At 44.0% G+C, this 12662-nt stretch carries 10 protein-coding genes and 1 rRNA gene; 1 reads left to right on the top strand and 10 read right to left on the bottom strand.

The genetic code is table 11. The annotated features are described in order from the left end of the window. Window positions 1-46: 46 nt before the first annotated feature. From HXT25_RS03410 to HXT25_RS03400, 3 genes are all read right to left on the bottom strand, one after another. Window positions 47-313: a hypothetical protein gene (locus tag HXT25_RS03410; RefSeq protein ID WP_101892036.1), complete on the bottom strand. Its 267-nt coding sequence runs from the start codon at window positions 311-313 to the stop codon at window positions 47-49. 60 nt (window positions 314-373) lie between these two features. After that, window positions 374-1901 (bottom strand): 16S ribosomal RNA (locus HXT25_RS03405). 190 nt (window positions 1902-2091) lie between these two features. Next, window positions 2092-2433, bottom strand: coding sequence for a hypothetical protein (locus tag HXT25_RS03400; RefSeq protein ID WP_422118668.1), 342 nt, complete (start codon window positions 2431-2433; stop codon window positions 2092-2094). A 38-nt stretch (window positions 2434-2471) separates the two neighbouring features. Between HXT25_RS03400 and HXT25_RS03395 the strand changes: the two genes are divergently transcribed. Beyond that, complete coding sequence (locus tag HXT25_RS03395; RefSeq protein ID WP_032836326.1) at window positions 2472-3254, top strand: SIR2 family NAD-dependent protein deacylase; 783 nt, start codon at window positions 2472-2474, stop codon at window positions 3252-3254. Window positions 3255-3282: 28 nt separating this feature from the next. On the opposite strand, the gene HXT25_RS03390 is transcribed toward HXT25_RS03395, so the two are convergent. The 7 genes from HXT25_RS03390 to HXT25_RS03360 form a co-directional block, all read right to left on the bottom strand. After that, window positions 3283-5226, bottom strand: a complete 1944-nt coding sequence (locus tag HXT25_RS03390) for an alpha-glucosidase (RefSeq protein WP_422118667.1) — start codon at window positions 5224-5226, stop codon at window positions 3283-3285. A gap of 213 nt (window positions 5227-5439) precedes the next feature. Further along, complete coding sequence (locus HXT25_RS03385; protein WP_004113883.1) at window positions 5440-6408, bottom strand: ketopantoate reductase family protein; 969 nt, start codon at window positions 6406-6408, stop codon at window positions 5440-5442. A 257-nt stretch (window positions 6409-6665) separates the two neighbouring features. Next, window positions 6666-7730 (bottom strand): ribokinase, encoded by a 1065-nt coding sequence (locus tag HXT25_RS03380; protein WP_422118666.1) that lies wholly within the window; start codon window positions 7728-7730, stop codon window positions 6666-6668. Window positions 7731-7798: 68 nt separating this feature from the next. Then, complete coding sequence (gene rbsD, locus HXT25_RS03375) at window positions 7799-8194, bottom strand: D-ribose pyranase (protein ID WP_004116568.1); 396 nt, start codon at window positions 8192-8194, stop codon at window positions 7799-7801. A 390-nt stretch (window positions 8195-8584) separates the two neighbouring features. After that, window positions 8585-9523, bottom strand: a complete 939-nt coding sequence (locus HXT25_RS03370; protein WP_004116565.1) for a D-ribose ABC transporter substrate-binding protein — start codon at window positions 9521-9523, stop codon at window positions 8585-8587. Between the two features lie 298 nt (window positions 9524-9821). Then, window positions 9822-10823 carry an ABC transporter permease gene (locus HXT25_RS03365; RefSeq protein ID WP_422118665.1) on the bottom strand — a complete coding sequence of 334 codons (1002 nt, stop codon included), beginning with the start codon at window positions 10821-10823 and terminating at the stop codon, window positions 9822-9824. A gap of 172 nt (window positions 10824-10995) precedes the next feature. Continuing rightward, a complete protein-coding gene (locus HXT25_RS03360) occupies window positions 10996-12489 on the bottom strand; it encodes a sugar ABC transporter ATP-binding protein (RefSeq protein ID WP_422118664.1) in 1494 nt (497 codons plus the stop codon). Window positions 12490-12662: the final 173 nt, after the last annotated feature.

Here is a 12662-nt window from a genome sequence, read left to right as displayed (position 1 = left end):
CAGTAAAAAGCCTATCGCTTAACTCTCTAGACAATAAATCATCACACTAAACGATCACAAAACGATCAAGCGACTCCACCAAAATGGAGCCGGTTGAAATTGATAAAAGTAAAAACAAGCAAAACCAAAAAACAGTCTCACTATTCTTACTCGCGTCCACTATCCAGTTCTCAAACCACCAAACACCAAGAACACAAGCCAAAAACCAAAAAGCCTCAACCTGTAATCCAAGGGCCAGGACCGCAACCCCAAAAAAAGGGGGGTGGCAATCCGGGAACCCAAAAGCATGCCCAACAAACTCATCTAAAAACATTAACTATTGTTTTCCACACCAGTAACCACACTCAACCGAGCGTGCACAAAAACTCCGTAGAAAGGAGGTGATCCAGCCGCACCTTCCGGTACGGCTACCTTGTTACGACTTAGTCCCAATCACGAGCCTCACCTTAGACGGCTCCATCCCAAAAGGGTTAGGCCACCGGCTTCGGGTGCTGCCCACTTTCATGACTTGACGGGCGGTGTGTACAAGGCCCGGGAACGCATTCACCGCGACGTTGCTGATTCGCGATTACTAGCGACTCCGCCTTCACGTAGTCGAGTTGCAGACTACGATCCGAACTGAGACCAGTTTTAAGGGATTAGCACCATGTCACCATGAAGCAACCCGTTGTACTGGCCATTGTAGCATGCGTGAAGCCCTGGACGTAAGGGGCATGATGATCTGACGTCATCCCCACCTTCCTCCGAGTTAACCCCGGCGGTCCCCCGTGAGTTCCCGGCATAACCCGCTGGCAACACAGGGCGAGGGTTGCGCTCGTTGCGGGACTTAACCCAACATCTCACGACACGAGCTGACGACGACCATGCACCACCTGTGAACCTGCCCCGAAAGGAAACCACATCTCTGCAGTCGTCAGGCACATGTCAAGCCCAGGTAAGGTTCTTCGCGTTGCATCGAATTAATCCGCATGCTCCGCCGCTTGTGCGGGCCCCCGTCAATTTCTTTGAGTTTTAGCCTTGCGGCCGTACTCCCCAGGCGGGACGCTTAACGCGTTAGCTCCGACACAGAACCCGTGGAATGGGCCCCACATCCAGCGTCCACCGTTTACGGCGTGGACTACCAGGGTATCTAATCCTGTTCGCTCCCCACGCTTTCGCTTCTCAGCGTCAGTAACAGCCCAGAGACCTGCCTTCGCCATTGGTGTTCTTCCCGATATCTACACATTCCACCGTTACACCGAGAATTCCAGTCTCCCCTACTGCACTCTAGCCCGCCCGTACCCGGCGCAAACCCACCGTTAAGCGATGGGCTTTCACACCAGACGCGACGAACCGCCTACAAGCTCTTTACGCCCAATAATTCCGGATAACGCTTGCGCCCTACGTATTACCGCGGCTGCTGGCACGTAGTTAGCCGGCGCTTATTCGAAAGGTACACTCACCCAAAAGGCTTGCTCCCAATCAAAAGCGGTTTACAACCCGAAGGCCTTCATCCCGCACGCGGCGTCGCTGCGTCAGGGTTCCCCCCATTGCGCAATATTCCCCACTGCTGCCTCCCGTAGGAGTCTGGGCCGTATCTCAGTCCCAATGTGGCCGTCCGCCCTCTCAGGCCGGCTACCCGTCGAAGCCTAGGTGGGCCATTACCCCGCCTACAAGCTGATAGGACGCGACCCCATCCCATGCCACTAAACACTTTCCCAACAAGACATGCGTCAAGTTGGAGCATCCAGCATTACCACCCGTTTCCAAGAGCTATTCTGGAGCATGGGGCAGGTTGGTCACGCATTACTCACCCGTTCGCCACTCTCACCAACCAGCAAGCTGGTCAGATCCCGTTCGACTTGCATGTGTTAAGCACGCCGCCAGCGTTCATCCTGAGCCAGAATCGAACCCTCCACGAAAAACTTCAATGAAGAGCCAACAAAAGGCTCCAATATAAAAGAAAAAGACGAGACATTCTTTAAGGAAAGAACATCCCAACAAAAAACCTCACCATCATTTAACCATCTCTCAGGCACCCCACAATCCGTGAGGCTGACAATGAACTGGCAATAATTAACTAATAAGTAGTACAGACACGCTCTTGAGTTCTCAAACCACCACCACACCAGCCGGCCCATCAACCTCAAACGAGGAGAACCAGCCGCGCTGAGCAGCAAGAGATAAACTTACACCAAACCCCACCAAAACGCAAACCAACACCAAACAAACACCACAAAACCATTGAAAACAAGCCAAAACATCGGCGTGTCGAAAACACGCAAAAAACCACAACAAACCACCACAACCACCAACACAAAACCAAAAACAACCCAAAAAACAAACAAAAAACCATAAAAAACACAAAACCCGGGAGTGTCGCGCAAAGCAATCGAGCAAAATAATCAAAATACACAACGCAAACAACGTAAACAAAATATATGCATACAACATGTGTACGTGCTATGCGTTCGCGTGCTATATATAGGTATATGAGAAATAGCGAGAAAAACAGCAAGAACAACTCACACAATCACATTGTGGCTCTAACAGGCGCCGGAATATCTACAAGCGCTGGCATTCCAGACTTTCGAGGCCCAGATGGAGTTTGGACTAAACACCCAGAGCAAATGAGTGTTTACGATATAGACGCGTTTTTAAGCAGCGAAGAAGAACGCGTGTACTCTTGGCGCTGGCAAAAAGAGTCGCCAGTTTGGAACGCTCAGCCAGGAACAGCACACAAATCGCTAGTAAAACTTGAGAAAGCTGGGATGCTGGACTTAATCGCCACTCAAAACTTTGATGCGCTTCACGAAAAAGCTGGAAACAGCCCAGATATTGTAGTGAACTTGCACGGAAGCATTGGAACATCACACTGCATGAGCTGCCACGCTAGCTACAATACAGCCGACATTATGCGCGACTTAGACGCACACCCAGACCCACATTGCAGGCGCGCGCTGCCGTACCGCGGAAACATGCCTTGCAACGGTCTTATAAAAACAGACGTTGTATATTTTGGAGAAGCACTTCCCGAAGGCGCAATGGAACGCAGCGCGCAGGCGATTATGCACGCAAGCGAGTTGTGGGTTATTGGCTCCACGCTAGAAGTGTTTCCAGCTGCAAGCCTTGTGCCGCTAGCCGCTCGCGCAGGAGTGCCGATTACAATAATGAACCTGGGCGCTACGCAATACGATTATTTGGCAGAGTGCATAATACGCGAAGATATTGCGAAAGCTCTGCCAAAATTAGTAGACGAAACTATTGCAAAGTGAATATTACAAAGTGACTATTTCAAAATAATTATTGCAAGCTAACAGCGATTCCCTCCCAAGGCGCAAGCGTGCCATTTTTAAGTGATTTAAGAGCATGATCCGCGCTGTAGGTAGAAATCATCACATCATCATACGATACGCCATTAGAGGCGATATTACGCAACAATTCGGCACTTTGAGCAGGTATTGCCACAGACGAATCCGTCATATTTACCATTACGAGCAGCTTCTTTATCGAGACAGAGGAAGAATCGCCAGCAACCGCGCTTGAAGAACTCACACCATGCTCAAGACCTGCCTCATCTGCCTTAGCATTCTCACAAGTCTGCTCAACCTTCCTAATAAACGCGTAAACACACTCATCATCCGCATCAATCAAATTCCAAGAACCAGCCGAAACAACAGGCTGCAAATGACGCAACTCAATCAAACGCTTGTAGAACGAATAAACAGAATCCGAATCTTCCATTTGCTCAGCAGCGTTAATATCTACATAATTAGGATTCACGCTAATCCACGGCTGTGCATTATTTTGCGACGGAACATTAAAAGGCATGAATCCCGCATATTTAGACGCATTCCATTGCATAGGCGTTCGAGAATTATCGCGACCGCGCTTTGCGAGCGCATCCATCATCGACTCAGCCGACTGAATATGCGCTTCTTCTACGCGCTGCTTAAACATATTTAACGCTTCCAAATCGCGATACTGCTCGAGACGCGTAAAGTGCGCGTTAGTCATGCCAATTTCTTCACCCTGATACACGTACGGAGTGCCACGGTGCATGTGCAAGAGCATTGCAATAGACTTAGCGGAAAGCACGCGCATCTCATCGCTAGCCTCACTACCCCAGCGAGAAAGCGCACGCGGCTGATCGTGATTATTAAAGAACAGGCTCGCCCAACCAGCCTCGCTAACTGCCTGCTGCTGATCTGCCATTGCGCGCTTTAATGCCGTCAACTTAAGAGGAATAGGATTCCACTTAGTGCCATTTGCGCAATCAACATTAACTTGATCGAACAAGAAGAGCATGTCTAGCTCACCATTAGCAGGATTTGTAATATAAGTGTTTCGATGCGCGGAAATTCCAGGAGCCTCGCCAACAGTTAAGAAACCTTCGCGACCCTTGAAAACCGCTTCGCGCATCTCGCGCAAAAACTCGTCTAAACGAGGGCCGTCGGAGCAGAAGAAATACGGAGAAGAGTAGCCGTCATCGCCTGCTGGCGCATCTTCAATCTGCGAACCATATTCTCCAGGTAAACGCCCTTCGCTATCTACGCGCTTAGAAATTTGCGTAATCACATCCATGCGGAAGCCGTCAATTCCGCGATCCATCCACCAATTCATCATCTTGTACACGGCAGCACGAACCGCAGGATTTTCCCAATTCAAATCTGGCTGCTTTGGCGAATACTGGTGGAAGTAATATTCGCCGCGCTTTGGATCGTAAGTCCACGCAGAACCGCCAAAATACGAGCCCCACTTATTTGGCTCAGCACCTGGCTCCCCAGGAACGCAACCTTTGCGCGCTGGTCTCCACCAATACCAATCCGCGTAGTCGCTAGAAGCATCTCTTGAAGCCTGGAACCAAGCGTGCTCGTCGGAAGTGTGATTTACTACTAAATCCATCACAATCTTAAGCCCGCGCTTGTGCGCTTCTGCCAGAAGCTCGTCCATATCTTCTAGAGTGCCAAAAAGCGGATCAATATCTTGATAATCGGAAATATCGTAGCCGTTATCGTCTTGCGGAGACTTGTAAACAGGACTAAGCCAAAGCACGTCAACACCTAAATCAGCCAAATAATCAAGACGCGAAGTAATGCCCTTCAAATCACCGATTCCGTCGCCGTTAGTATCTTGGAAGCTTCGCGGATAAATCTGATACACAACTGCATTCGCCCACCAAGGGTTTGGCGTAGCACCGTTTGTGCGCACGGATTCTGGCAAATTCGATCTGTCAAAAGTAGTCATACATTCCCCATTAATTTACGTCAATAAGTATTTTTATTACAGTTTTATTTATTACAAATAATTTTATTTATTTAATAGTATTTATGATTTTAGACTCTAAATTTTATCAGCATATTAGATGTTACGCGCGGATAATAAAAAGCGGCCCGTAGTAAAAACCACGAGCCGTGTCTCCTTTTCATTCATTGTACGAATTGTAGAATGCTCTCCAAATCACTGCTGATTATGCAATTTAAATGCAAGCTCCGCCAAATGAACTCCGTGCGTTAAGAACTCGTGCGTGCGGCACACGTAATCATTTTCTCGACCAAGCTTCGCAATATAGCCATTGATATAATCAACCTCTGTTTTTCGTCCACGACTCATATCTTGATACATAGAAGGATAGTGCAAAGGATTTGCCACTCGGCTCACGTAATCAATAGCCTCCAACTCCTGCTGACGCGTATTAACCATACGAATTCCTGCACGATCGCACACGTCGTACGCCTCGTCAATAAGTTGGCGAGCCATATCCATAGCTCCTGGGTAAGAAATAAACTGACCCATTTGAATCTGATACATTGTGCACAAAGTGTTAACTACGGAATTAAAAACTACCTTCGCCATGCAAGTACCCTTGAAATCTTCCGTAATAGTAGGATTCAAGCCAGCAGCTTTAAAATCATCTCGCATAGCAAGCTCAACATCGCTCACCTGCTCATTCAACGCGCACATATTCATTGTGCCAACGCCGACTTTACCAATAAAATCAACGTCGCCCGGGCCATTCAGCACGGTTGCAATCATTGCAGTACCACCGTAAATACGATCATCCGAGAAATACTGCTGAAGCTTTTCGAAATGACCCCAACCATTCATTGCAGCAAAAACAACTTGATGATCCTTAAACAAATGCTTGCAACGCTCCAACATTTGAGCAAGTTGCATCTGCTTCATAAACACAATCCACACATCTGGATCGCCGTCATAATCCTCAGGGGTATACATATTGATTGGCACAAGATGACGATTTTCATGATCTCGGCTCACCATTACGCCGCCTTGCTCGCGAACTTTATTCACATTTTCATCCCAGGCATCAATGAAATCAACATGAATGCCAGCCGTTTCCTGCAACAAAACGCCATAGCGATACCCCATAGCTCCAGAACCGATCATTGCATATTTCATGCCACTCATAGTGACACCTCCTTTTAGGTAAAAATGTGCTTAGGCGAAATTCGTACATACATGGAAATTCGTCGAAGCGACTATGAATATAGTAAAAAGCAGTAAAGCTGATTGTAGTGACTAAAATCAGCCAACTGCTTTTTGGTTTTTATAGCATATTACACAGTTTTTTGAGAATGTCAAAATTTTGTATTATTTAAAATGCAATTACCAACTAATAATGCTCACAAATATGCGTATATCGCAATCACCTACAACTCAGTCACTTAAACATTAAAAAATTGACGAATTTGTTCAACTGTGCCATAAGAAGCTTGAGCGCCAAAACCAGTAGCTGCATACGCAGAAACATAAGACGCTAACGCGGCAGCTTCGTCTAAACGCATATCTACAGACAAACAAGCTAATATTGTGCCCATAAAAGCATCACCGCAGCCAGTTGTATCAACAGCTTTAACGCTCTGAGGGGAAATCATGCATACGCAATCCTCTTTTGAATAATCCAACACTACAGAGCCTTTAGAGCCAAGAGTAACTACAGCTTCATCAAAGCCAAAATCATGCATAGCGTGAGCTACATGATTCCAATCAAAAGAATACCAATCGCCATCATCTGGCTCTTCAATATTCAAAAGTTGCGCCATCTCATGCTCGTTAACAAGCAAAATATCCGCAGAATCAATCAAATCTTTAGGCAACTTGTTTAAAAATGGCGAATCGTTAAGAAGCACTTTTACGCCATTTTCATGCGCTAGTTGTGCGCACATAGTTACAGTTTCTAAAGGACTTTCTAAACAAAGACCAAGAACTTTTGCGCTAGTAAGAGCGGATTTTACTAACGGCGATTGAATATACTCACAATCTACTAAAGAATTAGATCCTGGAGCATACACAATAGTATTTTCCCCACTATGCGCATCTACAGTAATCACAGTTGCGCCACTCTTTTTATTTTCCACGCGACGAACACAAGTTGTATCAACTCCGGAAGATTGCAAAGAATTTAGGAGAAAATCAGCATTGGAATCATTGCCAACTGCACCAAACATTTTAACGTGTGCACCGAGTTTTGCAGCCGATACAGCTTGATTACCAGATTTTCCACCTGGCAACACGCGAATCTCGTTTCCATTAATGGTTTCTCCTGGGTTAGGAAGACGATCTGCCACAATAGTGTAATCCGCATTCATAGAGCCGACTATTGCAATAGCGTTTGAATCCGCTTTATGTGATTCTTGCATATTCTCTTGCGTAACTTTTAAATCGTTTAAGCGGAACGACGCAATATTTTCTAATCCACTTAACGAATCAAGCTTACTATAACAATGCATTTTTCTCCTAAATCAGCAACTAATCTTTAATATTAAAAATTTATAAAAGAACACCACAATTTAGAAATTTAGAAAGGAACGCCACAGCGCAATAAAACGTTGGAATATGGCGTAGTTTCGCCTGTACGAATCACAAATTTTGCTTGTGAAACTAAAGCTTTAAAACCTTCATCGCCATCGTGTGGAACGTATGTTAGCGGCACGCCTAAGGATTCTTTTACCCACTCTTCTGGCTTTTTATTGCATGCTTCTTTAGCCATTATGCCTGATTCAAGTACCAAATCAGCTTTGATTGCATTCAGCACATCGCTAAATCGTGGAATTCCAAACACTAAAGCTAAATCTATTACTTCTACGCCTTGTGGAACTGGTAATCCGCAATCAGAAATAACAAATTGATCCTTATGCCTAAGCTTTGCCAGAGCAGCCGCTAATTGCGAGTTCAAGATGCCATGAGTTAACATTTTTCTCCTTATGATATTAAATTTTTACCTTGCATTAGTGACTATCAACAGTGATAATCGCATAATAGCAAATGCTCATCAAGCTTAAATGCTTGCTGTAATGATTGTTATAAGACTAAATATCTACTTATTTATATTTACTTATTTTAAATATTTACTTTTTATATATTTACAAATAATGCATCCAAAATAATGTGATATTAAAAAACAACAAATAGTGCGGCGTTGAAAACGATGACAACATACACGTTGCATATGCAATAAAATCGTATTAATTGTTACGCTTAGCATACAAGTCAACGATTTCAACGCCATATAAATGTTGTACTACTTTTTGTACACTTTTCACACTATTTGGTTTACTACTTTTTTGTACTACTTGATTTACTATTACTCGAAATCAGCTACATTCTTTGCTGTAACTGTTTTCACAGTAATTGGCTCAGTCTTTGGAACAGTTTGCTTCTTAATAGCTTTTACAGCTGCAGCAACGGCAGAACGCCCAAGCTCCTTTGGTTGCTGAGCAATAGTGCCAGCCATTGTTCCAGCCTTAATGGCCTTCATGCCATCGGCAGTACCATCGAAGCCAACTACTTTAACATCTTTACCAGCTTTAGCACCTAATGATTGGATTGCACCTAATGCCATCTCGTCATTCTCGGCGTAAATGCCAGCTGCGTTCGGATGAGATTGCAACAAGTTGGTTGCAACGTTCAACGCCTCAGCACGATCAAAGTTAGCAGTCTGCTCCGCAACAACCTTAATATTTGGATACTTCTTAATGCGATCCTTAAAACCTTTGCCACGATCTCGCGTAGAAGCAGCACCTGGGATGCCTTGCAAAATTAGAACTTCGCCCTTTTCTCCCATGCTCTTAGCGAGCGCATCGGCAGCTTGAGCACCTCCTGCCACGTTATCGGAGGCAATGTGAGAAGTAACTTTTTCGCCAGTTACGGAACGATCCACAGAAATCACAGGCATACCAGAGCTAAGAAGTGGCGCAACGGCTGGGCCAGCAGCATCGGAATCCACAGGATTTATAATTACTGCTTTAGCACCTTGAGATTGCGCGTTTTGAGCTTGATCTTGCTGCTTAGAAGAATCGTTCTGAGCATCTGAAACCTGTAAATCAACTCCCAGCTTCTTGGCTTCCGCTTGCGCACCATCACGCAAATCCACAAAGAATGGATTATTTAGCGTAGACACTAACAGCGCAACCTTGTCGCTAGAGCTTGCATTTCCACACGCACTCATGCTGAAAACAAGAGCCGATGCTGCTGCAACAGCACAAGCGAGCTTCATACCACGGCGCATAACTAGATAATTCATCATATCTCCTTTGACTATTGCCTTATTAATCGCAAATCACAATATTTAAAACATTATTTGCATAAATAAGGCTGATGTTTTTGCCATTTATTTACCATATTGTTAAATTGTTTTCAGTTATAATTTAAATTATTTTTATTAGATTTTTGTTAGATTTCTTATTATATTTTTGCTGCATTTAGGCATTGATGCTTGCCACCATTAAGTCAATACCTTTATAAACACCCCCCTTCTAAGCAAGGAGATCAAGTTTCTACGGATTATTAATATGTCTATTAATTGCTTAATATGCCTTATTTCAGTGAGTATCTTCCTTGCGTCGCAAAGTATCGAGGCTTACAGCAAACGCAATCACCAAGCCAATAACAACTTGCTGCCAGAAGGAAGAAACGTTCAAAATGTTCAAGCCATTACGAATAACAGCCAAAAGTATTGCGCCTACGAATGTGCCTGAAATCTTACCTTTGCCTCCAGAAAGCGATGCGCCACCAATAACCACAGACGCTATAGCATCCATCTCGTAACCGGTAGCTGCTTGAGGCTGAGCAGAATGCAAACGCCCTGCAATCACTAAACCAGCTACAGCAGCAAAAACACCAGAAAGAATAAACACCATAATTTGAGTTTTATGAATGTTTATGCCAGAAAGACGAGATGCTTCCATATTTCCGCCAACAGCATACATTGAACGACCTGTAGTAGTGAAGTTCAAGATTATTGCGGAAATAACGCCCATAATAATCATCATCACTATTGGCATAGGGATTCCGCATATTGTTGCTCCGAAGAAATTCACCATGCCCGAAGTGGAAATAGGACGACCATCCGAAACAACCAGCGTAAGTCCACGAGCCACAGACATCATTGCCAACGTGGCAATAAACGACGGCAGCTTAAGAAAAGCATTAGCAACGCCAGAAATTAAGCCAAAAACTGCACCTGTAGCTACACCAATAATAATAGTAAATATTGGAGGTAAGCCCATAGAAGCGCCAGTGTAAGCAACAAGCATGCTAGAAATCGCAGCAACTGCACCAACCGACAAATCAATTCCAGCGGAAACGATTACGAAAGTTTGACCAAATGCCAAAATTGCTACCGTAGCAGCTTGAATGCCAACGTTGAGAATATTTACACTTGTTAAAAATGCAGGCGTAGCGCAAGAAAGCGCTGCACACAAAATAATCAAACCAATAAGTGCACCATTACGAGATGCAAACTTTTTTAACGTTGGCAAAAATCCTTTGTCGTCTGCACCATACCCTAAACGGTGAGATTTTTCGCTCTTTGTAGCACTCATAACAAATACTCCTTTAACGAGTTTCCAACAGTTCACAGCACCTATTTGCGCTTTTCAAACTGCAGAACGCAATTTTTACGTTTTACAAGTAATCTTTCAATTTTTAATTTTTCAATATGACTTCACGCCATGTTGTTTATTGTTGTTTATCGTTATTTATTGCTATTTATTCCTATTTATCTGATTCACTAAGATGCGTTACAGCAAGTTCCATAACCTTTTCCTGCGTAGCCTCGCTAGCAGCAAGTTCTCCACTGATCTTGCCGTTTGACATTACGAGAATACGATCAGACATTCCTAGAACTTCAGGTAAATCTGATGAAGCCATAAGTACTGCTCCACCGTTTTCAACGATATTGTTAATAAGCTCATAGATTTCAACGCGAGCGCCAACATCAACGCCACGAGTAGGCTCATCCAAAAGCAGCACTTTTACGTTTGCCATAGACCACTTGCCAAATACGATTTTCTGCTGATTTCCACCAGAAAGCGAACCAGCAAGCTGATCAATATTTGCCATGCGAATACGCAATTTCTCTGCAGTTTCTTCTTCATGCACACGCTGACCTTTTAAATCTGCAAAACCAGCATGAGATGTAGGAATTAACGTAGAGATTCCAAGATTATCTGCAACAGATGCCTCCAAAATAAGACCTTGCACGCGACGATCTTCTGGCACTAATCCAAGACCTGCAGCAATGCTGCCAGCAATATTTGCTTTAGGAATCGCTTTTCCGTCTACTGAAACAGATCCCGAATCGTAAGTATCCGCTCCAAATATTGCACGAAGAACCTCAGTCCTACCAGCACCAACCAAGCCTGCAAGTCCAACGACTTCTCCAGCATGAACGCTAAAAGACACATCCTCAATAGCACCTTTTCGCGTTAATCCTTCTACTTTTAGCAATTCCTTGCCTTGATGCCTGTTTCCATGTGGGAACTGATTAGTTATATCGCGTCCAACCATTAACCTTACAAGTTCTTTTTCTGGAACATCTGCACTAACAGTGTCAACGTATTTTCCATCTCGAAGTACGGTTACTACATCTCCAACTCGCGCAATCTCATCCAAATGGTGAGAAATAAATACCATTCCAACATTTTTAGATTTCAAATCTGCAATAATGCTGAATAATTGTTCACACTCACGTTTTGTAAGTGCTGCTGTCGGTTCGTCAAGAATAAGAATAGATGCATGTTGCATAAGCGCTTTAGCAATTTCTACCATTTGTTGACGAGCCACTCCAAGCTCTCCCATTGGCCTATCTACATCTTCTTCTAAGCCAATAACTTGCAATGCCTCTTTTGCTTTAGATCGCATAGTTGCACGATCAACAAAACCAGCTTTGGTTGGTAGCATGCCAAGAAACAGATTTTCCATAATAGAAAGTTCAGGCACTAAATTTAACTCTTGGTGTATTACAGCAATACCTAATTTGCGCGCAGCATCTACATTAGGAATACGCACCGTTTTACCGTTAATCTCAATATGACCTTTATCTGGCTGATAAATGCCACTCATCATTTTAATAACAGTTGACTTGCCAGCACCATTTTCACCAAGTAGAACATGAACTTCACCTGGCTTTACTTTTACTGACACATTGTCAACTACAGTAGAATTACCGAATATTTTCGATACTCCTACTAATGACAGCTCCGTCATGTTTAGCCTCTTCCTTCGCTATAGCATCAATGCGCTCGCGAAATTACCATTGATTACGTCAAGTTATTGTTTGTTTAGTTACGTTTATATTGACTTGCGAATTGCGAATAAAACATTAAGTACAATGTGCAAAGTACAAAGTACGAACAATGTCCACTCAAACAATTAATACA

This window comes from Gardnerella sp. DNF00476, from assembly GCF_049262735.1.
Taxonomy (GTDB): Bacteria; Actinomycetota; Actinomycetes; order Actinomycetales; family Bifidobacteriaceae; genus Bifidobacterium; species Bifidobacterium vaginale.
This window is presented reverse-complemented; position numbering and strand designations above follow the sequence as displayed.